The 23951-nt window shown below is 68.5% G+C and carries 30 protein-coding genes; 17 read left to right on the top strand and 13 right to left on the bottom strand.

Features of this window, described 5'->3' with window-relative positions:
- Positions 1-102: 102 nt before the first annotated feature.
- Positions 103-885, top strand: a complete 783-nt coding sequence (locus tag AB0L57_RS21570; protein WP_364965084.1) for an ABC transporter permease — start codon at positions 103-105, stop codon at positions 883-885.
- 10 nt (positions 886-895) lie between these two features.
- Here the strand turns inward: AB0L57_RS21570 and AB0L57_RS21575 are convergent, their stop codons facing one another.
- The gene (locus AB0L57_RS21575) at positions 896-1480 is read right to left on the bottom strand and encodes a hypothetical protein (protein ID WP_364964858.1); all 585 of its coding nucleotides are present in this window, start codon (positions 1478-1480) and stop codon (positions 896-898) included.
- Between the two features lie 135 nt (positions 1481-1615).
- Positions 1616-1951 carry an RNA polymerase-binding protein RbpA gene (locus AB0L57_RS21580; protein WP_364964861.1) on the bottom strand — a complete coding sequence of 112 codons (336 nt, stop codon included), beginning with the start codon at positions 1949-1951 and terminating at the stop codon, positions 1616-1618.
- Positions 1952-2157: 206 nt separating this feature from the next.
- On the opposite strand from AB0L57_RS21580, the gene AB0L57_RS21585 reads away from it, so the two are divergent.
- Complete coding sequence (locus tag AB0L57_RS21585; protein WP_364964863.1) at positions 2158-2484, top strand: hypothetical protein; 327 nt, start codon at positions 2158-2160, stop codon at positions 2482-2484.
- A gap of 8 nt (positions 2485-2492) precedes the next feature.
- Here AB0L57_RS21585 and AB0L57_RS21590 read toward each other — a convergent pair whose 3' ends face one another.
- Positions 2493-3473 (bottom strand): glycosyltransferase family 9 protein, encoded by a 981-nt coding sequence (locus tag AB0L57_RS21590; protein WP_364964866.1) that lies wholly within the window; start codon positions 3471-3473, stop codon positions 2493-2495.
- Positions 3474-3689: 216 nt separating this feature from the next.
- Between AB0L57_RS21590 and AB0L57_RS21595 the strand changes: the two genes are divergently transcribed.
- Positions 3690-4040: a hypothetical protein gene (locus AB0L57_RS21595; RefSeq protein ID WP_364964868.1), complete on the top strand. Its 351-nt coding sequence runs from the start codon at positions 3690-3692 to the stop codon at positions 4038-4040.
- Positions 4041-4138: 98 nt separating this feature from the next.
- Here the strand turns inward: AB0L57_RS21595 and AB0L57_RS21600 are convergent, their stop codons facing one another.
- From AB0L57_RS21600 to AB0L57_RS21615, 4 genes are all read right to left on the bottom strand, one after another.
- Complete coding sequence (locus tag AB0L57_RS21600) at positions 4139-5350, bottom strand: Dyp-type peroxidase (protein WP_364964871.1); 1212 nt, start codon at positions 5348-5350, stop codon at positions 4139-4141.
- Positions 5322-5909: a copper chaperone PCu(A)C gene (locus AB0L57_RS21605; protein WP_364964873.1), complete on the bottom strand. Its 588-nt coding sequence runs from the start codon at positions 5907-5909 to the stop codon at positions 5322-5324. The genes AB0L57_RS21600 and AB0L57_RS21605 overlap by 29 nt, the downstream gene beginning before the upstream one ends.
- Before the next feature lie 421 nt (positions 5910-6330).
- Positions 6331-6876, bottom strand: coding sequence for a hypothetical protein (locus AB0L57_RS21610; RefSeq protein WP_364964876.1), 546 nt, complete (start codon positions 6874-6876; stop codon positions 6331-6333).
- Positions 6877-6966: 90 nt separating this feature from the next.
- Positions 6967-7476: a GtrA family protein gene (locus AB0L57_RS21615; RefSeq protein WP_364964880.1), complete on the bottom strand. Its 510-nt coding sequence runs from the start codon at positions 7474-7476 to the stop codon at positions 6967-6969.
- 101 nt (positions 7477-7577) lie between these two features.
- Between AB0L57_RS21615 and AB0L57_RS21620 the strand changes: the two genes are divergently transcribed.
- A complete protein-coding gene (locus AB0L57_RS21620; protein ID WP_364964882.1) occupies positions 7578-8387 on the top strand; it encodes a helix-turn-helix transcriptional regulator in 810 nt (269 codons plus the stop codon).
- Here AB0L57_RS21620 and AB0L57_RS21625 read toward each other — a convergent pair.
- Together AB0L57_RS21625 and AB0L57_RS21630 are read right to left on the bottom strand one after the other, a co-directional pair.
- Positions 8364-10130 (bottom strand): FAD-dependent oxidoreductase, encoded by a 1767-nt coding sequence (locus tag AB0L57_RS21625; protein ID WP_364964885.1) that lies wholly within the window; start codon positions 10128-10130, stop codon positions 8364-8366. The genes AB0L57_RS21620 and AB0L57_RS21625 overlap by 24 nt on opposite strands.
- Positions 10131-10233: 103 nt before the next feature.
- The gene (locus AB0L57_RS21630; protein ID WP_364964887.1) at positions 10234-11568 is read right to left on the bottom strand and encodes an FAD-dependent monooxygenase; all 1335 of its coding nucleotides are present in this window, start codon (positions 11566-11568) and stop codon (positions 10234-10236) included.
- Between the two features lie 359 nt (positions 11569-11927).
- Here AB0L57_RS21630 and AB0L57_RS21635 point away from each other — a divergent pair, with 359 nt between their 5' ends.
- From AB0L57_RS21635 to AB0L57_RS21650, 4 genes are all read left to right on the top strand, one after another.
- Positions 11928-12557 (top strand): TetR/AcrR family transcriptional regulator, encoded by a 630-nt coding sequence (locus tag AB0L57_RS21635; RefSeq protein WP_364964890.1) that lies wholly within the window; start codon positions 11928-11930, stop codon positions 12555-12557.
- Entirely contained in the window at positions 12554-13429 is an 876-nt protein-coding gene (locus AB0L57_RS21640; RefSeq protein ID WP_364964893.1) for a fructosamine kinase family protein, read from the top strand. Before AB0L57_RS21635 ends, AB0L57_RS21640 begins: the two co-directional genes overlap by 4 nt.
- 185 nt (positions 13430-13614) lie before the next feature.
- On the top strand, positions 13615-14001 hold the full coding sequence (locus AB0L57_RS21645; RefSeq protein ID WP_364964895.1) for a VOC family protein: 387 nt from the start codon (positions 13615-13617) through the stop codon (positions 13999-14001).
- Between the two features lie 191 nt (positions 14002-14192).
- Positions 14193-14684 (top strand): peptidylprolyl isomerase, encoded by a 492-nt coding sequence (locus tag AB0L57_RS21650; protein WP_364964898.1) that lies wholly within the window; start codon positions 14193-14195, stop codon positions 14682-14684.
- A 73-nt stretch (positions 14685-14757) separates the two neighbouring features.
- On the opposite strand, the gene AB0L57_RS21655 is transcribed toward AB0L57_RS21650, so the two are convergent.
- Positions 14758-15465, bottom strand: a complete 708-nt coding sequence (locus tag AB0L57_RS21655) for an SDR family oxidoreductase (RefSeq protein ID WP_364964900.1) — start codon at positions 15463-15465, stop codon at positions 14758-14760.
- Positions 15466-15566: 101 nt separating this feature from the next.
- Between AB0L57_RS21655 and AB0L57_RS21660 the strand changes: the two genes are divergently transcribed.
- A complete protein-coding gene (locus AB0L57_RS21660) occupies positions 15567-16436 on the top strand; it encodes a helix-turn-helix transcriptional regulator (protein WP_364964903.1) in 870 nt (289 codons plus the stop codon).
- On the opposite strand, the gene AB0L57_RS21665 is transcribed toward AB0L57_RS21660, so the two are convergent.
- Positions 16374-16958: a metal-dependent hydrolase gene (locus AB0L57_RS21665; protein ID WP_364964906.1), complete on the bottom strand. Its 585-nt coding sequence runs from the start codon at positions 16956-16958 to the stop codon at positions 16374-16376. The two genes, AB0L57_RS21660 and AB0L57_RS21665, sit on opposite strands and share 63 nt — an antisense overlap.
- Between AB0L57_RS21665 and AB0L57_RS21670 the strand changes: the two genes are divergently transcribed.
- On the top strand, positions 16949-17143 hold the full coding sequence (locus AB0L57_RS21670; protein ID WP_364964909.1) for a hypothetical protein: 195 nt from the start codon (positions 16949-16951) through the stop codon (positions 17141-17143). The two genes, AB0L57_RS21665 and AB0L57_RS21670, sit on opposite strands and share 10 nt — an antisense overlap.
- Before the next feature lie 54 nt (positions 17144-17197).
- Here AB0L57_RS21670 and AB0L57_RS21675 read toward each other — a convergent pair whose 3' ends face one another.
- Positions 17198-19372, bottom strand: a complete 2175-nt coding sequence (locus tag AB0L57_RS21675) for a serine/threonine-protein kinase (RefSeq protein WP_364964912.1) — start codon at positions 19370-19372, stop codon at positions 17198-17200.
- 276 nt (positions 19373-19648) lie between these two features.
- On the opposite strand from AB0L57_RS21675, the gene AB0L57_RS21680 reads away from it, so the two are divergent.
- The 6 genes from AB0L57_RS21680 to AB0L57_RS21705 all read left to right on the top strand — a co-directional run bounded on the left by AB0L57_RS21680 (position 19649) and on the right by AB0L57_RS21705 (position 22405).
- Positions 19649-20395 carry a hypothetical protein gene (locus tag AB0L57_RS21680; protein ID WP_364964915.1) on the top strand — a complete coding sequence of 249 codons (747 nt, stop codon included), beginning with the start codon at positions 19649-19651 and terminating at the stop codon, positions 20393-20395.
- Positions 20396-20462: 67 nt separating this feature from the next.
- A complete protein-coding gene (locus tag AB0L57_RS21685; RefSeq protein WP_364964918.1) occupies positions 20463-20735 on the top strand; it encodes a hypothetical protein in 273 nt (90 codons plus the stop codon).
- A complete protein-coding gene (locus AB0L57_RS21690; protein WP_364964921.1) occupies positions 20732-21139 on the top strand; it encodes a hypothetical protein in 408 nt (135 codons plus the stop codon). The genes AB0L57_RS21685 and AB0L57_RS21690 overlap by 4 nt, the downstream gene beginning before the upstream one ends.
- 33 nt (positions 21140-21172) lie before the next feature.
- Positions 21173-21715 carry a hypothetical protein gene (locus AB0L57_RS21695; RefSeq protein ID WP_364964924.1) on the top strand — a complete coding sequence of 181 codons (543 nt, stop codon included), beginning with the start codon at positions 21173-21175 and terminating at the stop codon, positions 21713-21715.
- Between the two features lie 58 nt (positions 21716-21773).
- Complete coding sequence (locus AB0L57_RS21700) at positions 21774-22085, top strand: hypothetical protein (RefSeq protein ID WP_364964926.1); 312 nt, start codon at positions 21774-21776, stop codon at positions 22083-22085.
- Positions 22082-22405, top strand: a complete 324-nt coding sequence (locus AB0L57_RS21705; protein WP_364964929.1) for a CopG family transcriptional regulator — start codon at positions 22082-22084, stop codon at positions 22403-22405. The genes AB0L57_RS21700 and AB0L57_RS21705 overlap by 4 nt, the downstream gene beginning before the upstream one ends.
- A 9-nt stretch (positions 22406-22414) precedes the next feature.
- Here AB0L57_RS21705 and AB0L57_RS21710 read toward each other — a convergent pair whose 3' ends face one another.
- Positions 22415-22969, bottom strand: coding sequence for a helix-turn-helix domain-containing protein (locus AB0L57_RS21710; protein ID WP_364964931.1), 555 nt, complete (start codon positions 22967-22969; stop codon positions 22415-22417).
- A gap of 81 nt (positions 22970-23050) precedes the next feature.
- Between AB0L57_RS21710 and AB0L57_RS21715 the strand changes: the two genes are divergently transcribed.
- Entirely contained in the window at positions 23051-23911 is an 861-nt protein-coding gene (locus AB0L57_RS21715) for an SAM-dependent methyltransferase (RefSeq protein ID WP_364964934.1), read from the top strand.
- The last annotated feature ends 40 nt before the right edge of the window (positions 23912-23951 follow it).

The raw sequence follows: 23951 nt of genomic DNA on the forward strand, positions 1-23951 counted from the left end.
GCGGTCGCCGATCCGGAAGCACCGGAGCGGAGCGCGGAGGCGGGGGCCGCGGTGCGGCGCGATCGGAGCCACGGTGTGGAGACGATCCCGGCCGCGGTCCGGATCGTCCGCGACAGCGCCATCATCGCCTACCGCAACCTGGTGACCATTCTGCGGGTGCCGACCCTGCTGGTCACCGCGACCATTCAGCCGTTGATGTTCGTCTTCCTGTTCGCCTACATCTTCGGGGCCTCGATGGGCGGCGGCCAGTACCGGGAATTCTTGCTGGCCGGGATCTTCACCCAGACCGTGGCCTTCAATGCCGCGTTCACCACGGTCGGTCTGGCCAACGATCTGCAGAAGGGCATCATCGACCGGATGCGGACGTTGCCGATGTCTCGGATGGCGGTGCTGATGGGGCGCACGCTGTCCGACACCGTGGTCAACGTGCTCGCACTGGCGGTGATGGTGGCCTGCGGATATCTGGTGGGCTGGCGGATCAACGGTTCCATCGCCGATGCGGCGCTGGCCTTCGCCCTGCTGCTGTTCTTCGCCTTCGCGATGTCGTGGGTGGGCGCGCTGACCGGACTGGTGTCGCCGAATGTCGAGGTCGCCCAGAGCGCCGGCCTGATCTGGATGTTCCCGCTGACCTTCATCTCATCGGCCTTTGTTTCCGCGGAGACGCTGCCGGGGCCGCTGCGCACGGTGGCCGAGTGGAATCCGATCACAGCGGTGTCGGCGGCCGGGCGCAAACTGTTCGTCAACGACTCACCGCCGACGTTCGGCACACCGCACGGCTGGCCGGCCGACCATTGTGTCGAATACGCGCTGCTGTGCTCGGTGGTGATCCTGGCGGTGGCGGCACCCCTGGCGCTGTTGCAGTACCGCAAGGTCGCCAGTCACTGATCGGCCGGTATCAGAACTTTCCGGAGTGCCGGGCGATCCGGTGGCCGAGGCGCCGCTGGATCCGCTCGGCGAAATCGTCGCGCAGTGGCGCCCAGCCCCAGAAGTCCAATGCCAGACTGCCGAGCGCGAATCCGTCGTCCCACTCCCATTCGCGCAAGGGGCCGTCGCGATCGCAGGACGCGCAGTGCACCGTGGCGGTCCCGGTTCGTTCCCATTCATCGATGGCGCGTGAAAAGGGCGCCCAGAGTTGGGCGTCGGGTTCCAGCTGCGGATGACCGAAGATCACCACGCGGGTATCGCAGTGCGGGCATGCGGCGTATTCCGCCTCGACGAAACCCTGGCCCGCGCAGTGCGAGGATCGGCCGACGATCACTGCCACCGGGCCCGGTTCCCAGCCGGGCCCGTCGACGACGGTGGCCCAGTTCGGCCCGGGGAGATATCCCTGATCGGTCTGCATGCTGTAGACGCCATCACCGCTGAGCTCACGGGTGAGGATGCCCTCGGCGACGAGCCAGTCGACGAGATCGCGTGCCAGCGGCCCGGCTTCGTCCTGCTCGACCTCGACATCGACTATCCGTTCGAAGAAATCACCCACGGTGCACCACCCGCCACTCTCGTCTCGATTGCGTGTGAGTGTGGCAGGTGGCACCGACAGGATCCGGCCTCGAGCACCCCGATACAGCGAACGTCCCCCGCACCTGAACGGTACGGGGGACGCCGAGTGTCGGGGTCAGCGACCGCGCCGGGTCTTGAGCAGATCCAGGCGTTCCTGCAGCAGCTCCTCGAGCTCCTCCTTGGAACGACGCTCGAGCAGCATGTCCCAATGCGTGCGCGGGGGTTTGACCTTCTTGGGTTCCTGGGTGGTGCCCTCGAGCAGGATGCCCTCCTGACCGTTACGGCACAGCCAAGTGGGTGGGATCTCGGCGTCGTCGGCGAACGGGACGTCGAACTCCTCACCGTTGTCCGTCCGGTACCGCGCCACTCGACGTGGTGCCAGGTCGTGGTCGCGGTCCGTCTCGTAGCTCACCGCTCCGAGCCGGCTACCTCGGAGTACGCGATCTGCCATGGTGTGCGGTCCTCTCTGGCCTGTCGGCAACGTTCTACTGAAGTGTCAACGCGCCAGCGGCTCGATCGGTTCCCGCTGACTGGCAACCGGGTCATTTTACGGTTCGACCCGCTCGCGCCCGGCATCGGCCCGGTCCGATCGCGGCGATCGGACGTTTTCGCCGCGATCCGGGCGCGAGGGTGCGCGGGCCGCTAATGTGTCGGGTCATGTCGCGCCGTGTGCTGTCGTCGTGTTTGTGGTGCGGCCGGGAGATCGCCGATTCCGATATCGGCCGTCGCCGGCGATATTGCCGGCAATCCTGCCGCCAGCGCGCTTACGAACATCGAAAGGGGTTGGAGGGCACCGGAATCGCGGAAGATTCGGTGGTGCTCAGTGCTCAGGAGGCGGCCGATCTGGCCGATCGCTGGTTCGCGACGCGGTGCGCGGCCGAGGATGTGGCCACCGCCGTGGCGGAGGGTGCCTCTCCGGCCGAACTGGCCGAACTGACCGCACAGCTCGTACACCTGGCGAAAGACGCCGAACGCCTGCGGTAGCCCGCCCCTCAGCCCACGCGGCGGTACGCCGGTCCGCGGCGGTCCGCCTCGGCCCACCGGCGCCGGCTCAACTGGGTGTCGGCCGCCTCGATGACCTGCGGCACGGTGATCTGCAGCAGGCCCGGATCGGGAGTGTCGCCGTCGCGATCGCCGGTACGGCCGGCCCACAGTGCGATGTGGCGGCCCGACAGATGCGGGGGAGGTCCGTTGCGGCTGGGTGCGGTGGGGCCGAACAGCGATACCGTGCGGGTGCCGACGGCGGTCGCGAGATGGGCGACGCCGGTGTCGCCACAGATCACCAGAGCGGCCTCGGCGACGGTGGCCGACAGTTCGATCAGGTTCTGCTGTCCCGCGGGCACCTGCGCGGGGGACAACCCGGCACGTGCGGCGATGTCCAGGGCCAGTTCACGTTCGAACTCGTCACCGGTGACGACCACTTCCCGCCCCTGGACGAGCAGATGCCGGATCACCGCGGCGAACCGCTCACCGGGCCAGCGCCGGGCCGGAGCACCGGCGCCGACGTGTACGACCACGCAGTCGCGATGGTCGGTGGTGGCGACCGGCGGGACCAGGCCCAGATTGCGGCGGTCGGCACTGATACCGGCCGATTCGAGCAGGCGGCACCACCGATCGATCTCGTGGAGTTCGGGTTGCCATGCGGGACCGTCGAGTTCGGGAAAGGCCGAGTTGTGATGGCTCAGCAGCCGGGTGGGCTCGGTCCGGGTCAATTCGACGATGCCCTCGGCGCCCGGCCCCTGCAGATTCACCGCCAGTGCGGGTGCCGGTCCGTCCCAGCGCAGGCTCTGCGGGTCGGCGGCCGGGACCATCTCGTCGACGGAGGTGATCAGGTCGACGATGGGTTTGAGCCGATGTGGTGCGGCCAGCACGATGTGGTCGTGCGGCCTGGCCCGGCGCAGCGCACGGAGTGCCGGGACCGCGGTGAGAAGATCACCCAGTCCGCGTGCGCGCAGCACGAGTACAACCGCCACCCTCTTCTCCTAGCCATCACCAAGCGACCCAGATGTCCCGACCCACTCGATTTCGCGTCGTCACCGCGACGCGTCCGAAGAGAGCCACCTGGAGTGGACTACCCGGGGTGCGCGAACGTGAAACGCACGGATTTCCGCCGGGGCGAGGCGATCCGGGCGTGGCCGTTCTACTACGCAGTGTCGTTTCCGGGCTGCCGGTGATCTACGCTGTGGGGCATGACAGTCGTCTACAACCTGGTGGTCATCACGCATCTGCTGGGGCTGGCCGCGGTCATCGGCGGATACGCGGCCGGACGGCCCGCGGTGTCGCAGGTGATGCTCTGGGGTGCGCGAGCGCAGATCGTGACCGGCCTGATCCTGGTCGGTATGGCCGATGGAATCGACTCCCTCGACAAGAACCTCGACATGGCCAAGATCGTCGTCAAACTGGTGATCGCGGTCGCGGTCGCCGGACTGGCCGAAATCGCGCACGCGGATGCCAAGCGCGGCAAGACGATTGCCTGGATGGCCGACGCCGCCGGAGTGCTGGCGATCGCGAATGTCTTCGTGGCCGTGCTCTGGAGCTGAGCCGCACGCCGCGGTGCGTGCCCTGCCACCGCTGGAGGCATCGGTGACGTCGGCAGTGACTGCCGGCGTGCACGCGATGCCCCCCGCGGTGGGGCCACTCACCCGTCGAACAATGTCTGTCCGAGGTATTCCTGCGGGCCGGAGATTCCGGGCGGCAGGACGAACACCGCCGATCCGACCGGCGTGGTCCAGGTGTTGAGCGCGTCGAAATCGGCGAGGCGGCGCTGCACCGGCAGGTACTGCGTCGCGATATCGCGCTGATAGGCCGCGAACAGCAGCCCCGAATTCGAGACCGCGCCCGGCCCCGGTGCGTCGTCGTAGTTGTATCCACGACGCAGGAATCGCTCACCGTCGCCGGTGTGATGCGCCCGGGCGATATGCGAAGACGGCGGGATGACCGCGATGCCGTGTGCGTCCACGGCCGCGAAATCCGGGTCGTCGGACTCCCGGATACCGGTCAGCGGCGCACCGGTCGCGATGCGCCTGCCCACGGACAATTCCCGCCCGTCCGGATCGAGTTCGTCCCAGGTGTCCAGATTCATCGCGATCCGCCGCAGCACCAACGAGGTGCCACCGAGCAACCAGGGATACACGGCCCCGTCGTCCCACACCAGCCGGTCGAAGTCCGGTCCCGGCGCGATGTTGACCGTGCCATCGATCTGCCCCATGAGATTGCGCATCGTCTGCCCGGGTGCGGCATCACGGAATCCGCGCTGGATCCAGCGCACGACCACCAGCGAGGTCACACTGCGTGACAATGCCCGTAGTGCGTGCGCCACCGTGGTCGCCTCGTCCGCACAGATCTGCAGCAGGAGATCGCCATCGCAGAACGCCGGATCGAGCCGATCGATATCGAAGCCGGGCAGTGGGGTGCACCAGGCCGGACGTGCGGCCGCCGAGCCGGCCACGGTGAACAGGCGCGGCCCGAATCCGATGGTCACGGTGAGCCGGGCCGGGCGCTGTGCGAGGTCCGGCTCGGTATCGCCGAGCGCGGGTTCCCCCGCGCACAGCCGCGCGGCATCACCGGACCAGATCCGTAGCAATCCCGCGATGTCGGCCGCGGTCGTGCCGGGTCGCAGATCGAAGGCGGCGAATACCGCGTGCTGCTGCGGCACGGTCGCCACCCCGCCCTGATGGGGCCCGTAGAAGGGCTCTCGCACGGTTCCCGAATCCGGCGGCGTCTCGGTGCGCAGCCGATCGGTGCCCACGACGGCGCCCGCGACTCCGGCGGCGCCCGCGGCCGCCATCCCCCCGCGGAGCAGCCGGCGCCGTGACAGCCGCTCAGCCACCGTGCTTCGGGGCCTGAGCATCCCCGGACGGTGCGTAGTTCTCCTGGTTGCCCGCGAAATCTCGCACCTGGGAGGTGAAGGTGGTGCTGGACCCGTCGGCGAATTTCACCGTGATCGGAGATTGCGCACCGGTACGCAGCGGCGCCTTCAGATCGATGAACATCAGATGATCACCACCGGGAGTCAGCTTCACGGTGCTGTGCGGCGCGATCACCAGACCACCGGCCTTGGGACGCATCATGGTTCCGCCGTCCGCGGCGACGACCTCGTGGATCTCCATCCGGGCCGCGGCCGGACCGGTCGCGTCGACGATGCGCACCTCACGGTCACCGCTGTTGGAGAATTCGGCGAACGCCGCGGACATCCCGGTATCGGCGGCCTTGATCCACTGATTGCGCACAGTCACCGAATCGGCGTCTGCGGCCGGCTGTGTGGTACCGGACGAACATCCGGCCAGTGCGAGGGATATCGCCGCCGCGGCGGCCGTGAGCGCGATCGCCGGCCGCCGGGTGCGCCGCGGGGAGCGGGTGTGCGGGGTGCGACGGCCGGACACGGGGGAGGAGTGGGGGACAACGGACATGATCAGGCTCCAAATATGTGGGAAGGGTGGCCATCCCGCGGACGGGACGGGTGCCGGGACGTCCCGATGGCGCCGCCGTTGCGGCCGCGCACCGGACATCCGGGCACACGGGTCGGTGCTTCGCCCAGCGGAAGGGGGATGCGAACCTGCGAGCCGGGCACACCGCGCGCCGGACACAACGGTCGGCACGGACCGGTGTCCGGACGAGCCCGGGCGCCGGTCATCGGCACGGGCCCGACGGGCCCGTCCGAGCGCATTCCGGTCGTAGGAGAGATCGCCCAGCCGTTACGCGCCGGATCGCGGCGACGACAGCGCCGCGTGCCGGAATCGGTATCCGAATGTCTGCGGCAGCAGGGCATCCGCCGGCGCGGACAGTGTCACGGTCCGGACGCACCGGGCACAGTCCCCGGTGCCGATCGGATCAGGCCCGCGAAGGTTCGAGAAAGAGTCCCCGGCCCGAGGGCGGTCCGCGGCGACCGGTCCCGGACGCCGCCACCAGGCGGTACCGCGAGACGGACACCTCGGGGAACGACGCGAACACCGGGGGCGTGGTGAATCCGGGCACCGGGCTCAGCTGCCGCACCACACGCCGGATTCGCGAAACAACCCGCAGCAGGGTCATTTCCGAACCGCGGATGAGGAGCGCGCCGGCCGCGATGGCCACCGCATGCGCGATGAGCATCGAGGTCGTGAACATCGCGGTGTGACAGTGCGACACGGACGACAACGCGATGTGCCCGGACAGCTGGCCGACGGCCAGCAGGCCCATCAACCGGACGGTCCCGGTACGGCTGTGGGCGGCCAGGCAGCCGATCACGGCACTGCTCGCCACGAGCAGCATGATCGCGGCCGAGCCCGGCGACGCCGTGCCACCGGCCAGAGCGTGCGCGGCGACACTCACCGTCGCCGACGCCGCGGCGACGCAACTGCCACGCAGCCGCATGGCCGGGTCCGCGGTCGTTCGCACCCGGTCATCGTAGGCGAGGCCCGAGCCGGGCACCGGCCCCGGGAGGACCGGCGTGAGCGGACTCACGCGGGCGTCGTCAGGACCGAACGATCACAGGATCTCCAGTTCGGCCTCGCGCAGGTCCTCGGGAAATACGAAGCGCCGCAATGCCCAGAACCGGAACGCCATGGCCAGCAGTACACCCAGGATCTGGCCGGTCACGAAATTCGACACCGCCTGCGCGAACGAGCTCACGTGCGGCACCCGGATATCGAAGACGTACAGCGCCACGGCTTGCGGTATCACCGTCACCCCGACCGCCAGCGCACTCACCGCGAAGAACAGCGCCGCCTCATGACTGCGCTGCCGCCCACCGCGAGTGTTGAACGACCACTCGCGATTGAGGACATAGGACACGATCGTGGCGATCAGGACGCCGAAGGCGCGCGCGGTGAGCGGCTTGTCCTGCAGCACGGTCAACTTCAGCGCGTACACCACGCCGGTGTCCACGAACCACGTGATCGCGCCGACGACGGCGAATTTCATCAGCTCCCGATGCGCGAGCAGCAACCTCTGCCAGCGCTCGGGCAGCCGGTCCAGTCCAACCTGCACCAACGACACGCAATCCACCCTAACCGCGTGGCCGGTGTGTGGCATCCGCACCACGACCATGACCTCGCGGGTAATCGTGCGGTCCACCCGGCACGCTTACCATCGGGCAGGTGCCCACCCATACCGCCGGGGATCTGCTGCGCCACTGGCGCCGCACCCGCCGCCTGAGCCAGCTCGAGCTCGCCGGCCGCGCCGAAACCTCGACTCGCCACCTGAGCTTCGTCGAAACCGGCCGCTCGACACCCAGCCGTCAGCTGATCCTGCATCTGAGCGAGGAACTGGAAATCCCGCTGCGCGAACGCAATCGGATGCTGCTGGCCGCCGGGTACGCCCCCGTGTACGCCGAACCCGCATTGGACACCCACACCATGGCCCCCGTCCGCACCGCGATCCGGCAGATCCTCACCGGTTACGAGCCGTATCCCGCACTCGCGGTGGATGCGCAGTGGAACATGGTCGACGCCAATTCCGGTGTCGCCCTGTTCCTCGACGGCATTCCCGCCGATCTGCTCACCCCGCCGGTCAACGCGCTGCGGGTGAGCCTGCACCCGGCCGGGCTCGCCTCGCGCATCGTCAACCTCGCCGAGTGGCGCGGCCACCTCTTCGAGCGGATCGAACGCCAGATCGAGGCCACCGGCTCCGCCGACCTGGCCGCGCTGCGTGCCGAACTGCTCAGCTATCCCGGCGGTCGCGACGATCCGGGGCTGCCGGAACCGGATCAGGCCGTGGTGCCGCTGCGCCTGCGCCACCACGACCCCGACCGGGGCGCCGTCGAGCTGGAATTCATCAGCACCATGACGATCTTCGGCAGTCCCATGAACGTGACCGTTGCCGAGCTGGCAGTCGAATCGTTCCTGCCGGCCGGCCCGGCCACCGCCGAATTCCTGCGCCGCCGTTCAGATGTCGAGAAGATGGGGTAGCCCGGCCCGGTACCGGTCGGCGTCGATCCGCTTCAACGGCTCGAGTTCCGCGGGCGCGTACATCGGGAACACCGCCGCGCGCGGGGCATCGTCACCGGCGGCGTCCAGTACCCCGTTGGCGGCTTTGCGTCCGGCCTCGCACGCACCCTCCATGGTCGCCAGATCGATCCCGGTGCGGACATGGTCGCCGGCGAGGAAAAGGTTGCCGATCGCCGAATGCGCCTGCGGCCGGTGATCCCAGGACCCGACCGTATTCACCAGCAGGGGAGTGTCGTTGCGGTTTCCGTCGTCCTCGAAGTGCACCCCCGGATCGACGAACCACGACCGCAGGTCCTCGTCGCGCAACCAGCCGGTGCCGGTGTTGAGCCCGCGTTTGAGCTGCGCCCAGACCTCCTGCACCACTTCGTCCTTCGAACACTGCTTGGCCGGTTTGCCGAACAGGATGCCGGGTGTATCCCAATCCGACACATCCGCCGACAGGCATTCCACCACGGACCCGTCGCCGTAGCGGGCCGCGAAGTCACCGCGCCACATCGGCGCCTGGCGCAGTGCCGTGATCGCCCACGGCGAGCCGAGCGCCGCGATGTGGCCTTCGGGAACGCCGGTGGGTTGTCGCAGATAGAACTGCACACCCACCATCCAGTCCAGCACCAGCTCACGCAGACCCGCCAGGGCCGGGTCCGCGGTGAGTACCGCGTCGTCGAAAATGGTCGCGGCTCGATCCGCGGGCATCGCGCACACGTACCAGTCCGCTCGCACCGCGCGCCCGCCCACATTCGCGCCGGTGATCCGGTCGCCGGACACCCGCAGGCCGGTCAGTGCCGCGCCGTCGACGAACCGCACGCCGCGGCCCGACAGGTACGCCACCCACGGGTCGATCCACACCTCGCTGGTGGGCCCGTTCAGAATCCGGTCCACCCCGCCGTTGTACGGTCCCATCCCCGCGCCCGCGAAAACCAGTGCCTCGCCGATGGTTCCGATGGTGCGCGCCGAACTGGTCTCCGATTTGGCCGCCACCGTGATCCGGGTGAGTGCCCGTGCCAGATATTCCCGGTACGCGCGCGACTTCCCGTCGGCACGCACCGCGTCCATCCACGACCTGTACTCCCATTCGCCGAACCGGCGCTCGGTGCAGGTGGTGAACCACATCAGCATCCGGTCACCGAAGAACGCCAGCTCGTGCGGAGGCAGCTGCGGCACGAATGCGAGCCCCGCCACGAGCGAGTCGCGGATGCGATCCGGATCGAGCTGGCGCAGCCCGGCCACCTCGGTGGGTACGGTCACCGGTGGCAGATCCGGGAACCCGGCCACCGTGGACTCGACCCGGACCAGATTGCCCGCGACCCCATTGGCATTGCCCGGGAACGGAATTCGGGCCATCGTGTCCGGGACGTGCTGGTAGCACCCGGGGAAGAACCGGAAACCGTGCTCACCCGGTAGATCCGCACGCCCACCCGCTCCGGTGCCGGGCACACTCATACTGCGTGCCTTGCCGCCGAACGCGGTGGGTTCGTACACCGTCACCTCGTAGCCGCGTTCGGAGAGCTCGTGCGCCACGGTCAACCCCGACACACCGCCGCCGAACACGGCGACACTGCGCCCCGGCGCCACCTGTCCACGCACCGGACTCGCCTGCGCGCCAGGGGCCCACGCGCCACCGGCCGCCAGCGCCGCACCCGCCACCGCCGCGCCGCGCAGCAGTTGCCGCCTGCCGAACACACCCGCACCGTCCCGACCGGTCATTTCCATTCCTCGATTCAGCGAGCGGGATCGGCCCTGCGTCGATCCCGGAGATCGAATTGCCCTGTCTCCCATTCGGTCCGATCCGGATGGAGACCGAGTCCGGTCATCTGGGCGCGGCCGGAATCCAGCGTGTGAGCGTGGCCCCCCAGCGCGCGAGCTGCCGCTCCCGCCAGTCCGTGGCGTTGTCCCGGATCTCCTGAACGACCGTGGCGGCCACCGCGGCCGGCGGTGAGTACCGCAGCGCCTGCACCGCGAATTTCGCCGCGCGGGCCGGGGTGAGCAGTTCGTCGGGGGTCCGCGCCCTGGTCATCACATCCAGTGCGAGCGCCGCCAGTACGGGATCGGTGGCCCCGGTTCGATACATCTGCACCTCTAGCGGGGTCATCTCGGTCCCGCGTGCGAGCCGGTTGGTCCACTGGTACATCGGCAGGCACTCCTGCTCACGCCGGTGCTCCCACTGTGACACCGCGCGATCCAATGCCGGTGCATCGTCGAGAACCGGTGCCGCGCACTCGCCGAGCAGCCGCCCATAGCGCATCGCATCGCGCATACCCTGCGCCGTCACCGGATCCTTGAAATGTCCGGCGTCACCGGGCAGCGCCCAGCCCGGACCGCTGGAATGGCGGAAGTAGGAGACGATGTCGGTGGCCGAGCGCACCCGTCCGAGCAACTGGCATCCCTCCAGTCGCGCCGCGAGATCCGGGATGGCGGCGATCATGTCGCGATAACGTCGTTCGGTGTCGCGACCGGTCCGCGGTCCGCGCCGCACCGGAGGCTGAATCAGCGACAGCACCGCACCGTCCTCGCACGGAAAAGCCGTCCCGAGCAGGTCCCCGTCCCGCCACTGTGCCGCGATGTCGCGCCACTCCGGACGCCGGTCGCGCCAATACGCGAAATAGCAGGCCCGCCCGCTCGGTGTGGCCCGGTACGGGTCCGCGACGCCGATGAGCCGTGCCACGGTCGAGCGGCGGCCGTCGGCACCCACCACCAGCCGGGCCCGCACTTCATGGGCGGTTCCCGCGCGATCGACCGCCCGCACGCCGGCGATCCGGCCGCCCTCGCGGATCAGCTCGATCACCCGCGACGACTCGTACACGGTGGCGCCGGCCGCCCGGGCGGTGTCCACCAGTGCCGCGTCGAATCCGGTGCGGCGCACACACATCGCGTAGTCGATGCCCTCGACCGCGGTGAACGGTGCGCGCACGACCAGTCCTGCCCCCGCGGCGTAGGCGACCCGCAGTGCGGGAGCGCCGAGTCCGCGCACCCGGTCGAGCGCGCCCAGGGCGGCCACCTCGGCGACTCCGGCGGGCCAGAGCAGATGAGTCGACAGTGTGTCGGAGGGGAAGCCCGCGGAGTCGAGCATCACCACCCGCCGGCCGGCCCGCGCGAAGGCGATGGCGGCGGCCGACCCCGCGCAGCGCGCCCCGACCACCACCACATCGGCGAATTGTCGCCTCGGACAGTTCGTTTCGACCGATGGTATCGCGCCGGGAGCAGCGTCGCGACCGGCTGCGCGTGCGCCCTGCGGTGGCGTCGTTCGCGGGTTCGGATCCGCCGGTGGACAGTCGGCGGGGTCGTCGTCAGGCATCGGTGCCGCCTTACGGGTCACTATGTTCGGACACTATGTCCTATTGAGAGAATGAGGTGACACGTCTCACATTGTCAATGGCTTGGCGAAATTGCCGTGCGCATCGGATATCGGCGGCGGCGCAACATGATTGCCGAGTGTTCGCTACCTCGCGTCCAGCGGCCGGTGCGGCACAATGGCCGCATGGCCGTCCTCGACGAACACCCACCATGGCCTCGCTGACTCGGCCGGGATCCCGGTCCCGGCAGCGCGACGAGCGCCGTGACGCCGTGGAACGCCGGGTGCTCGCAGCCGTCGACCGCCTGCTCGCCACCGGCACGACCTACACCGAACTCCCGGTGGCGAGGATCGCCGCGGAGGCGGACATCGCTCGATCCACGTTCTATCGCTACTTCCCGGACAAGAGCCGGTTGCTGATCCGGATGGCTGATCTGGCGACCGACGAACAGTTCCGGACCGCCGAACTCTGGTGGGCCTCGGACCATCTCGACGGCGAGGAGGGCGTCGTCACCGCGATGCGGCTGATGATCGCCGGTACGCGTGCCCATCACCTGGTGCTGCGCGCGCTCACCGAGGTGGCCGGCTACGACCACGATGTCGGCGAATACTGGCGCGACCGGATCAGCCGTTTCACCGAACTCGTCCGTGCCCGTCTCGGGCGCGAGCGCGAGCGCGGCCGGATCCCCGCCGATATCGAGGTCGAGGCCACCGCGATCGCGCTCACCTGCATGGTCGAACGCGCCATCGACTTCACCTTCGCCATCGGCAACCCGGTCGACGACGAACAGCTCGCCCGCGCACTGGGGCACACGATCTGGCAGGCGGTGTACGCGAGGTGAGCGCGAGCGGTGACCTAGCGAGCGACGTGTCACGCCTGCTCGGTGGCACGGCGGTCACCGCGGCTGCCCCGGCCGGCCGCGGGCATGCCTGGACGCTGTATCGCGCCCGCCTGGCCGACGGCCGTGACATCTTCGTGAAACGCGCCCTCGGCGAACATGATTCGGCCACGACGGCCATCCTGCACGCCGAAGCCGAAGGGCTGCGCTGGTTGCGTGCGGCCGCCACCGACCTGGTGCCGCCGGTGCTCGCGGCCGACGACCACACCCTGATCCTGCCGTGGCTGACCCCGATCGAACCGACGCGCGCCGCCGCCGAACGCCTCGGGATCGCGCTGGCCGGACTGCACTCGCACGCCACCGATGCCTACGGCGCGCCCTGGGGAGGCTGGATCGCCACACTGCCGCAGGACAATTCGAGGGTGACCGGGGAGTGGGGCCGGTGGTATGCGCGCCACCGTCTGCAGCCCCTGCTGCCCGCCGCCGCGCCGGTCCTCGGGCGTGCCGGTGTTCGGCTGTTCGAGCAGGTCGTCGACCGTATCGACGACCTGGCCGGACCGCCCGAACCGCCCAGCCGCATTCATGGTGATCTGTGGAGCGGCAACCTGATGTGGACTCGGGACGGTGTGCTGATCATCGATCCCGCGGCCCACGGCGGTCATCGGGAGACGGATCTGGCGATGTTGCGGCTGTTCGGCGTCCCCGGTCTGGACCGCATCCTCGGGGCGTACGGGGAGTGCTTCCCGCTGTCGCCGGGGTTCGAGCACCGGGTGGCACTGCATCAGCTGTACCCGCTCTTGGTGCACGTGGTCCTGTTCGGTGGGGGATACCGGGATCAGGCCGTCGATGCTGCCGGTCGCGCACTGGCAAGCTGAGCGGAAACCGTTGCGAGCCGGTGCTGTTCGCTGGCGGGGTACAAGTTCGGATCACGTGGGCCGACCGAAGCCATAACAGTATCGAATTATTCGTACCTATCCATGACTGCCGGGGTGGCGGCTTCGGGACCCTCGAATATCTCTCGGCCCGGAAGCGGAAGGGGGCCGCGGGATACCGTCGCACCATGGAGTTGCGCAAGATTCACCATGTTGCCGTGATCGCCTCGGATTACGAGCGTTCGAAGGCGTTCTACGTCGAGGTCCTGGGGCTGCGGGTGATAGCGGAGAACTATCGGTCCGAACGTCGTTCGTGGAAACTGGATCTGGCCGTGGCCGATGGCACGCAGGTCGAGTTGTTCTCGTTTCCCGACCCGCCGGCCCGGCCGTCGCGGCCGGAGGCGTGCGGGCTGCGGCATCTGGCCTTCGCCGTCGAGGATGTCGAGGCGGCACTCGCGGAATTACGGGGGAGGGGGGTGCCCGTCGAGGAGGTCCGGGTCGACGCGTACACCGGGCGGCGCTTCGCGTTCTTCGCCGATCCGGACGGTCTTCCGCTGGAGCTGTACGAGGTCTGATCGCCGGCAGGCGAAACGGCACTGTCCGTGTGAATCGATTCAGTAAGAAATGGGAATATGCGTATCTATGCATGTGAGTTCGGATCGGCGTGTTTCCGGTCCACGACAAAACCCCCATTACTACAAAACGCCCCGACCGGGCCGGTGAGGGGTTGTCGAAACGCCGTGGGTGACTGCCATACGATGGCCGAATGACCACAGTGTTGCTCAACACATCAGCAGGGGACATCACCCTCGAATTGGACGAGGCGAAGGCGCCGCAGACGGTTGCCAACTTCGTGGACTACGTCAAGTCCGGTCACTTCGACGGGACGATCTTCCACCGCGTGATTCCGGGCTTCATGGTGCAGGGCGGCGGTATGACCGCCGATATGCAGCAGAAGCCGGCACCGAACCGGGTGCAGAACGAGGCCAAGAACGGGCTGCGCAACGACAAGTACACCCTCGCGATGGCGCGGACGTCGGATCCGCACTCGGCGAGTGCTCAGTTCTTCATCAACACCTCCAACAACGACTTCTTGAACTACCCGGGCCAGGATGGCTGGGGTTATGCGGTCTTCGGCCGGGTCGTGGACGGTACTGCCGTCGTCGACTCGATCGAGGGCGTGAAGACGGGCTCGAAGGCCGGTCATCAGGACGTGCCGGTGGAGCCGATCACGATCGTGTCCGCACAGCTGGCCTGAGGGCCGTCACGACAGCGCCCCGCTGTCCGGTACCGATTTCGGTACCGGGTGCGGGGCGTCGTCGTGTCCGGCGTCAGACGAGGCGGTGACCACCGTCGACGTGCAGAATCGTGCCGGTCATGAAGTCGTTGTCGAGGACGGCATGGAATGCGGCCGCGATATCGGCGGGTGAGCCGATGCGACCGGCGGGCAGTCGTCGGGCCATGGCGGCGAGCCGGTGGTGCTTGTCCGGACCGGCGAAGTCGTCCCAGATCGGAGTGTCGACCCAGCCGGGGGATACGGCGTTGACGCGCACGGGTGCCAATTCCAGAGCGAGCGCGCGCACCAGACCCGCCAAGGCGGCATTGGCGGCGGCGACGATCGAACCACCGGCGGCGGGCCGATAGGCGGCGATGCCCGAGGTGACGGTGAGGGAGCGGCGAATCCGGCCGCCGGCGTGTTTGGCGACGAGCCAGGGACCGAGAACCTTGATGTCGACCACGGTGCGCGCGTCACGGGTGGACAGCTTCGTGAGCGGGCCGTAGCCGTGGCGCATGTCGGCGGCGGTGACGACGACGTGGTCGGTGCTTTCGACGTGGCCGAAAAGTGTTGCGATGGATTCTTCTTCGGCGATGTCGGCGGTGTGGGTGGTGAGGCGATCGTGATCGAGCCGGTCGGCGGCGGCGGTGAGGCGGTGGGGGTCGCGGGCGGCGATGGTGACGTGGTGGCCGGCGTGCAGGAGTCGCTCGGTGAGGGCGAAACCCATTCCGGAGCTGCCGCCGATGACGAGGGTGTGGGTCATGGTTGCCACTGTGTGCCACGGCGGTGGTCGTGGGGAGGCCGAGTGCGGCCTGGTCCTGGCAGGACTACCCCGCGGGGCGGATGAGCGGGCAGACTGGAGAGGTGAGTGATCGTCGTGCGCTGGGGGACTTTCTGCGCGCTCGCCGTGCGCGGCTGCAGCCCTCGCAGGTGGGTTTGCCGTCGGGCGTGCGGCGCCGTCAGACCGCGGGGTTGCGCCGCGAGGAGGTGGCGGGACTGGCCGCCTTGAGTGTGGACTACTACATCCGGCTGGAGCAGGGACGCGATCGCAATCCGAGTTCGGAGGTGTTGTCCGCGCTGGCGGCGGCGCTGTTGCTCGATGCCGACGAGACCGCGCATCTGCGGCAGCTGGCGCAGCTGGCCGGTGGCTGGGCACCGGCGGCGCCCACGGTGGGCGTGGCCGGGCGCGGTCTGCGGCTGATGCTCGGTTCGTTGCGTCCCACACCGGCTTTCGTGCTGGATCAGGTGAGCAATGTGCTGGCCGCGAATCCGGAGGGCTGGCGGTTGCTCTGGGGTATCGAGGAGTGGGAGCCGGTGCGCCGCAATTTGATTCGGTATGTGTTCACGCATCCGTGGGCGCGCACCGTATTCGAGGACTGGAGCGGGATGGCGCGCGACAGTGTGGCACATCTGCGGGTCGTGCAGGGGGAGGGTACGCACGGTGCCGCACTCGCGGCGCTGACGGAGGAATTGTGCGCCGCGAGTGCGGAGTTCGATGAGCTGTGGGCGCATTACGATGTGCGCACCAAGCGGGGGACGCGGCGGATGTTCCGGCATCCGGTGGTCGGCCGGATGGAGCTGACCTCGGAGATCCTGACCGCGCCGGACGGTCAGCGGCTGGTGGCGTTTCAGGCGGAACCGGGCAGTCCGGACCGGGATGCGGTGACGCTGCTAGGGCTGATGGGTGATGACATACCAGAGTGCGGCGAGGGTACCGACCACGAACAGCGGTGACAGGATCCAGGTTTCGACCTTGTTGCCGGTGCGGTCGACGATCGGGATCCGGGTGCGGATGTCCAGTGGCCAGAACAGCCGGCAGCCGCGGTCGGTGAGGCAGTCGCCGGCGAGATGGGCCAGCGAGCCGAGGCCGACGGAGAAGGGAAGCCAGGCAGGCTTGTCGGAGATCCATTGGTCCATCGCGAAGGTGCCGGCACCGGCGAGGACGACGATGGTGGCGTAGGAGCGGAATCCTTCGCCGGGTGGGCAGAGATTGAGCGCTCGCACGGCGAGGGCCAGCAGAAAGAATACGAGCGCGAGGGTGAACCAGCGGCCGATCCAGTGTTCGCCGGCCCAGGTACCGAAGGCGATGGCGACGACGAAGGCCAGCGAGTGGGTGGCGTGGCGGTGCCCGCCCGAGACGGTGGAGATGACCTTGCAGGCCGCGTGTGAAACCGGGCCCAGCACATGCGAAATGGTTCCGCTCGGATGGTCGGCGTCGGGGAGCAGGGCGGCGCCGGCGGTGAGAAATGTTCCCATCAGCAGGTGTACCCGCCGGGCTGGCCTTCCTCACTCCCGACCAGCAACAGATCGTGATCGGCCCCATCGTCGGGCTCTGCGTCGGAGGACTTTTCGCCTTCCTCATCACGCTGCGCACCTTCTACGCACTGGAAAGCGACCTCAACGCCCTCGATCGCGTCCTCGACCCGCACCCCCACACCTGACCGGGTACGGTCATCCGACCAAGATCGTCTAATCTCGAGGCGGTGCTAGGACATTCACATGCGACCAGTGGTGCGTTCGCGTGGGCGGGAGCCGCTGCCGCGCCCGATGAGTGGTACGCAGGCGGCCACGCCGAGATAGATGCGGCTGCGGTGGACCATGCGCCGCAGCATCGCGGCGTCGGCGGAGGTGGTGGGTCCGGCCGCGACCAAACCCGGGTAGTACCAGCGCAATACGAAGTAGGTGACCGGGAAATAGGTGTACACGACCGCGACGCACGCGGACACGAGGTTGCAGGCGATGAGGCTCGTGGTCAGTCCGGCGGGCAGATCGCCGAGGGTGTGGAGTTCGACGAGGAAGATGCCGAGTGCGGCGAGCCAGCCGGTGAAGGTGGCGATGGCGATGCGGTCGCCACAGGCGAGGGTGGCGGCGCGGGCTCCGGCGAGGGTGTCGGCGCCGAATTGTCTGCCGCGGCGTAGTCCGTTGGGGACGACGAAGACCGATCTGCACCAGTAGAGCAGGATGGCGATGGCGACGGGGTAGCCGATGAGGATGATGACGATGCCGAGGCGCGCGATCTGGCCGGCGGCTTCGGGGCCGAGGGCGTCGCGGATGAGGCGCAGGTTGTGGAAGCCGAGGTAGAGCCCGGCGAGGAGATGGCCGAGGAGGCTGGAGAGGGTGACCACCGGCATGGGGCGCATTCGGAGGCGGGCGCGCAGGCTGTTGGTGGGTGGGTCGACGAGATCGCGGGCGGTGCGGTCCTGGCTCAGATCGAGTTGCTGTGCGAGTTGGGCTCCGGTGGCGTAGCGGTCGGCGGGGTCGGGCGACAGACAGGTGAGCAGGGCGTGGCGCAGCAGCGCGGGGGTGTCGCGGGGCAGGTCGGCGTCGAATCGTTCGGCGATGGGGGTGCGCCGCCGGTCGATCATCGCCTGCAGGGATTGTTCGGTTTCGCCGGCATCGTGGCCGTCGTCGAAAGGGATGCTGCCCGTGAGCAGTTCCCAGAGGACGACGGCGAGGGCGTAGAGGTCGGCGCGGGTGTCCAGGTCTGCGGCGGTCGTATCCAAATTCGGATGGCAGGCCTCGAGTTGTTCGGGTGCCATGTAGGGCAGCGAGCCGCCGAAGTAGGCGACGGGGTTGGCGCCCGGGAGATGGCGGCTGAAGCTGATGTTGAAGTCGGCGAGTTTGGGTTGTCCGTCGGCTGTGAGCAGGACGTTGGCGGGTTTGATGTCGCGGTGCAGGATGCCGCGCCGGTTGGCGTAGTCGAGGGCGGCGGCGAGTCGGCTGCCGAGTCGAGCGACGGTTTCGGGCCAGCTGAGGCGCGAGATTTCGGTGCGGGTGGCCGAGGGCTGGGGTTCGAGGACACCGCCGGTGGTGGTGGCGGCGTCGATGGCTTCGAGCAGAATCCGCCCGTTGCGCTGGTCGGGTGTGGTGCGGCGCAGCATGCGCAGGACGCCGAGCAGGGTGCCCCCGGGCACGTACTGCATGTACATGAGTTTGAGGTGCTGATCGGTGATCTGGCGTTTGTCGAAGACGCGGACGATGTTGTCGTGGTCCAGCTGGGCGAGGGTCTGTGGCTCGCTGCCGCGGTCGTGGGAGATCTTGACGGCGACGAGGCGGCCCATGGAGCGCTGGCGGGCGAGGAAGACGCGCGCGAAGGCGCCTTGGCCCAGCGGCAGCAGCAGATCGAAGTCGTCGACGGTGGCGCCGGGGTTGATGGTGTCGAGGGCGTCGAGGGCGGTGGGGTCGGCGAGCATGGTGGTGCGCAGCGCGGGTTCGATGTCTGCTCCGGTGCCGGCGAGGGCGGGGTTCTCGTGGCCCTCGACGTCGAATCCTTCGGTGATGCGGGCCATCTGGTTGGGGTAGTCCTGCCGGTATTCGGTGAGGTCCACGTCGTGGTGGTTGTGGCGACTGCGGGCGTTGATCTCCTCGTAGACGAGATCGGGGGGTAGTGGCGCGGAGGTGAGTTCGGGGAACCGGCGGCTGTAGTCGGCGAGGCGGGGGGCGTCGGGTTCGCGTTGCCAGCGTTCGTGCAGGTCGACTTTGATGAGCTCGATGAGTGCACTGCGGCGCAGGGCGGGTTCGGCGGGCAGGTGTGCGGACAGGTCGGGCGGTTCGCCCCCGTTCTGCCACTGCTGGGCGAACCGGGCGACGAGAGATGTCAACGCGGTCTGCGTCGCGGCGGCGCGGTCGGCACCGGAGTCGGGTGCGGTCGCGCCGAGGTCGTCTGTCATCCTCGCTCGCTTCGAGATCGGTGGTACCCGGGCCCGCACCCGAGAATTAGGTGAATCCTCCCATGAATCGTGGCGAACGTGCCGATACCGCTACGTTATACGGGAATTCGGACAGGGCGTGCGCTGGTGTGGCCCGGTGACGGGAAAGGGCCCGGGTGCGGATGGCGGGTTGCGGACGCGGTCTGGCATTAGTTGACCAGAGCGAGATAGGCTCCGGGTGATCGCCGAATCAATCCGAGCGGCCGCGGGGGTCGTTCTCGTCGAAAGGGGACCGCTGTGTCGGTGCCGGCCGCGGTGAAATCCGAGATCCAGACCATCGGGGGCGCGTTCATGTTCTCCCGCGAGACGAAGGCGTTCGGTGCGAGGACCGGGGTGGCGGGTTTCATCGGCCCGTACACCCGGGGCCGCGGTGGTGTGCTCGGTGATGTCGACGCCGATGTGGTGACTGCGGCGTTCGGGTTCTTCGAACCGGCGACCGTGCGTGCCGCGTGGGAGTCGGTGTCGATGCCGGCGGCCGAGGCCGCGGCCGGCTATCTGGCCGCGTGCCAGGATTTCGGCCGCCGCACACTGGCCGGATTCGATTCCGCCGAACGGCTGGCCGAACTGTTGCGGGTCGTGGTCGCCGGTGCCGATGTCGCGGGGGTGGGCTTGTTCGCGGGCTGGCGGGCGCTGCCGGCGGCGACGGATGCGCCCGGGCAGGTGCTGCAGCTGATCCACTGTCTTCGGGAATTGCGCGGTGGTGTGCATCTGATGGCGGTGCGAGCCGTGGGATTGTCGCCCTTCGAGGCGGTCCTGATCGGTGGTTCGCCGTTGGCCGACGGTCCCACACAGGCGCGCAGGTTCGGGTGGGGGCAGCGGGTCGACTCGACGGAGGTGACCGCGGCGATGCGACAGCGCTGGGAAGCGGCGGAGTCACTGACCGACGAGCTGATCGCACCGGCGTTCGCGGAGCTGGACGAAGCGGCCGCCAAGGAGCTCGTCGCGCTGTTGCAGGAGGCGAACGCCACGGTGTTCACGCGCTGACGGCGCGCCGGTGCCGACCCCCGGTGACCTGCGGCCACACCTCGCCATACTGACGTACGCTGACAGTATGGCGGAGACGAAGAAGGTGACGATCTCGGTCCCGAAGGAGGATGTGTCCACCCTGCAGCGGTGGAAGGCCTCGGGGCGGATCGACAATGTGTCCGCGTACGTGTCGGCCGCGCTGCGCGACCGGATGGATCGCGACATCTCCTTGGACGCGATCGAATCCACCTTCGGGGGTGTACCGCCGCTGGACCTGGTGAATCAGGCTCGTGGCATGCAGGGATTGCCGCCGTTGACGGTGGAGGATCTGCGGCGTCCCAGCGCCGGCGCCGCGTGAGCCCGGCTGCTCTGGGCGGCGTGGTGTTCGACACCGCCGCGGTGGTGGGTTGGACACGGCGGCTGCCGTATGTGCACGCGGTGGCGTGGGCGACGGCGGAGGCCGGGCACACGATCGTCGTACCCGCTGCGGTCGCGGCGGCGGGTCAGGCTCTGATTCGACCGGATCGACTGGATATCCTCACGGTGTTGCTGAAGTTGCCGCACACCGTGGTCACCGGCCTGGACACCGGGGCGGCGTCGCGGGTGGCGGCTCTGCTGGCCGGCCGGTCGGACGCCGACGCGCTGATCACGGCCGGACAAGCCGCCGGTGAAGCGGTGGCGCGCAATTGGCCGTGTCTGACCGCACGGCCGGATATGTTGCGGCGCATCGACCATCAGGTTCTGGTCGATCCGCTGCCCTGACGACGGCCGCGTGAGCAAGAGGAGAGGACCGCGATGATGGCACCGGCCCTGAGCCCCAGGATTTCCCGGTTGCGTCGGCTGATCGACCATCCAGCCACACCGCCGGCCGAACGCGATGCGGCCCAGCGGATGCTGGATCGTATCCTGGCCAAACATCCGTCGTCGGGGCCGGTGGGCGATCGCGACTACGGGCAGCGGTATCACCGGATCGGCCGGCATGCCACGTTGGCGAGCATCGCCGAGATGATCGGTCAGGACATCGCTTTCGCGAAGATCTTCAGCATGCCGCAGCATCGTGCCGAGATCGCCGAGCGGTCACCGATCCGCGACGCACCGGTGGAGATCGGATATTCGGTGGCAGCGCCGTATGTCGGCAAGATCATCGTGACGATCGAGGGGGTGCCGCGGGAGTGGGGATGGGTGAGCGATTGCGGGATCGACGATCCGAGTCCGGCGCTGCAGGACCTGGCCGACGAGGTGGCCGAGATCATGAACTCCTACAACCACGACGGCAGCGATATCGGCAAACGTTTCTTCGCCGGGGTGCGCGTTCCGGAGCGCACGCTGATCTGGTGAGCCGCCGGGAATCACACCACTGCCCGATTGGGTAATACCCGCGTATTATGGTGGCTGCGTGGAATACGCATGGTGGATCGGAGTCCACTCGTTCCTGGCTCGGGCGGATGTGGCGCCCTGGGAGGTGATGGAGGTGCTGTACTCGTCTCGGCGCTGGCCGCGCCCGGCCCGCACCGCCTCCGGACTTCCGGTCGCCACGGTGTGGGGTCGTACCGAGGACGGACGGCCGCTGGTGGTGTTGCTCCGGGAGCTGCCGATATCCGCCCATATTCAGCAGATACAGTCTCGGGGCACGTGGGAGATCCTCATGGCCGCACAGATGCGCTCGCAACAGCTCGAGGAATTCACGGCATGGGAGGCGAACCGATGAGCGACGAACACACCTTCGAACCGAACCCCGGCGCCGACCCGCAGTCGCTGGTGGACGCGCTGGTATTCGACGACACCGCGCCCGCGCCCGTGTTGCCGCCGACCGGTGCGGAGATCGAGCGCGGCATGGTGACCACGTCACTGAAGTTGCCGAAGGAACTGCGCGACCGTGTCCGCGAGGCGGCCGCCGAGCATTGCATCACGCCGTCGATGCTGATCCGCCAGTACATCGAGATGGGGTTGCTGGCCGAACAGCCCGGCCGGATGATTCCGCTGTCGGATGCGATCCGGGTACTGAGCAGCCTGCGTCCTTCCGCCTGAGCGCGTTCCTCACATCCGGGCGAGGATGTCGAGCGCGATCCGGGTCGCCGCCGCATTGCTCTGCTCGTCGTCGAGGTCCAGATCGCCCATCATCGACAGGCTCCAGCTCACCGCGAGCAGTGCTTGGCGGGCGTGGAACACCGCCAGTGGTGACTGCTGCGGTGCCGCGACCAGGTCGCCCAGTACCCGGAACTGGTAGCGCAGCCCGGTGCCGATGTCCAGTGCCCGGAACGCGGACTGGTTCTCGGTCCAGAACCGGATCATGCTCTTGCCGAGATCGTGCAGCAGCGCGCCGTAACGCAGCACGATCTGCTCGGACCGCCGCGGGCCCGGCGATTCGGCGCGCGCCCAGGCGACGATGTCGTCGATACCGTCGCGCAGATCCTGCGACAGGCTGACGACGATGTCCTCCTTGCTGCGGAAGTGGTAGTAGAGCGCGGCCTTGGTCACCCCGAGCCGCTCGGCGATCTCACGCAGCGAGGTCTTGTCGTAGCCGTGTTCGGCGAACAGTTCCATGGCCACCGCGCGGATCCGTTCCCGCGTATCACTGCGACGCCTGTCCATCGACCCTCTCAGATTACTTGACGACCGGTAAGGCAAATATTACCGTGGCCGCAACGACGCAGCGGAATCGGAGGGGCGATCATGACCGGGCAGACCTCGAATGTGCCGGTGGCTGGTGTGGCGATGACCGCCGTGGGGGTCGCGGTCATCAGGGCGCGCGAAACCGCGCGTGCCGACCGGCTCTACGCCGACCCGCTGGCCCAGGCGTTCGCCGACGCGGCGCGGGCCGGATTCGGCGAACAGCGGTGGGCGCGGCTGACAGCGCTGGCCGATCAGTTCTACGAGGGTCGCACCGTCGGCGTCCGACTGGTCGACGACCGGTTCCGTGCCGCGGTCGATGCCGGTATCGGCCAGTTCGTGCTGCTCGGTGCCGGGCTCGACACCCGGGCGTTCCGGATGGATCTGCCGGCGCGGGTGCGGATCTTCGAAATCGATCTGCCCGAGACCTTCGCCTTCAAGGAGCCGGTGCTCGACCGGGTGGGAGCGGTGGCGAGCTGCGGGCGCCACGTCGTGGTCGCCGATCTGCGATCGGATTGGCAGAAAGCTCTGCTGGACAGTGGCTTTCGCACAGATCTGCCGACCTCGTGGATCGACGAGGGGAGCCTGGGGCGGCTGACGCAGCAATGGAATCAGCGAGTGGTCACCACGCTGTCGGGACTGTCGGCGCCGGGCAGTCTGTTCGGGGCGAGCCGGCTGATCGCCGAGCCCGATGGTGCGCGATACCGGGAGCTGCGACGCATGGTCGCCGATGTCGCTCCCGATGTCGAAGTGCCCCTCGAGCCGGTCGCCGAAGCGGACTTCGATATCGAGCGGTGGCTGGGAGAACTGGGCTGGGATACCGAATTTCGCAGCTGGAACGAGATGGTCGCCGGGCTCGGGCGCCCCGTGACCCTGCCCGACCCGCGCATCGGCACCATCGCCGCGGTTCGCCGCGCCGACTGACTTCGCGGGCTCGATAGTTATTAAGCCAACTGTTCAGCTG

The sequence above is a fragment of the Nocardia sp. NPDC052254 genome (assembly GCF_040679495.1).
In the GTDB taxonomy this organism is placed as follows: domain Bacteria; phylum Actinomycetota; class Actinomycetes; order Mycobacteriales; family Mycobacteriaceae; genus Nocardia.

Excerpts from the sequence above, each read along its gene's own strand:
- AB0L57_RS21600 (WP_364964871.1), bottom strand. The coding sequence starts at position 5,350 with ATGCTCAGGCCCCGAAGCACGGTGGCTGAGCGGCTGTCACGGCGCCGG.
- AB0L57_RS21605 (WP_364964873.1), bottom strand. The coding sequence starts at position 5,909 with ATGTCCGTTGTCCCCCACTCCTCCCCCGTGTCCGGCCGTCGCACCCCG.
- AB0L57_RS21665 (WP_364964906.1), bottom strand. The coding sequence starts at position 16,958 with ATGGGAACATTTCTCACCGCCGGCGCCGCCCTGCTCCCCGACGCCGAC.
- AB0L57_RS21595 (WP_364964868.1), top strand. The coding sequence starts at position 3,690 with ATGACAGTCGTCTACAACCTGGTGGTCATCACGCATCTGCTGGGGCTG.
- AB0L57_RS21625 (WP_364964885.1), bottom strand. The coding sequence starts at position 10,130 with ATGACCGGTCGGGACGGTGCGGGTGTGTTCGGCAGGCGGCAACTGCTG.
- AB0L57_RS21645 (WP_364964895.1), top strand. The coding sequence starts at position 13,615 with ATGGAGTTGCGCAAGATTCACCATGTTGCCGTGATCGCCTCGGATTAC.
- AB0L57_RS21710 (WP_364964931.1), bottom strand. The coding sequence starts at position 22,969 with ATGGACAGGCGTCGCAGTGATACGCGGGAACGGATCCGCGCGGTGGCC.
- AB0L57_RS21650 (WP_364964898.1), top strand. The coding sequence starts at position 14,193 with ATGACCACAGTGTTGCTCAACACATCAGCAGGGGACATCACCCTCGAA.
- AB0L57_RS21705 (WP_364964929.1), top strand. The coding sequence starts at position 22,082 with ATGAGCGACGAACACACCTTCGAACCGAACCCCGGCGCCGACCCGCAG.
- AB0L57_RS21670 (WP_364964909.1), top strand. The coding sequence starts at position 16,949 with ATGTTCCCATCAGCAGGTGTACCCGCCGGGCTGGCCTTCCTCACTCCC.
- AB0L57_RS21580 (WP_364964861.1), bottom strand. The coding sequence starts at position 1,951 with ATGGCAGATCGCGTACTCCGAGGTAGCCGGCTCGGAGCGGTGAGCTAC.
- AB0L57_RS21685 (WP_364964918.1), top strand. The coding sequence starts at position 20,463 with ATGGCGGAGACGAAGAAGGTGACGATCTCGGTCCCGAAGGAGGATGTG.
- AB0L57_RS21635 (WP_364964890.1), top strand. The coding sequence starts at position 11,928 with ATGGCCTCGCTGACTCGGCCGGGATCCCGGTCCCGGCAGCGCGACGAG.
- AB0L57_RS21715 (WP_364964934.1), top strand. The coding sequence starts at position 23,051 with ATGACCGGGCAGACCTCGAATGTGCCGGTGGCTGGTGTGGCGATGACC.
- AB0L57_RS21585 (WP_364964863.1), top strand. The coding sequence starts at position 2,158 with ATGTCGCGCCGTGTGCTGTCGTCGTGTTTGTGGTGCGGCCGGGAGATC.
- AB0L57_RS21675 (WP_364964912.1), bottom strand. The coding sequence starts at position 19,372 with ATGACAGACGACCTCGGCGCGACCGCACCCGACTCCGGTGCCGACCGC.
- AB0L57_RS21695 (WP_364964924.1), top strand. The coding sequence starts at position 21,173 with ATGATGGCACCGGCCCTGAGCCCCAGGATTTCCCGGTTGCGTCGGCTG.
- AB0L57_RS21655 (WP_364964900.1), bottom strand. The coding sequence starts at position 15,465 with ATGACCCACACCCTCGTCATCGGCGGCAGCTCCGGAATGGGTTTCGCC.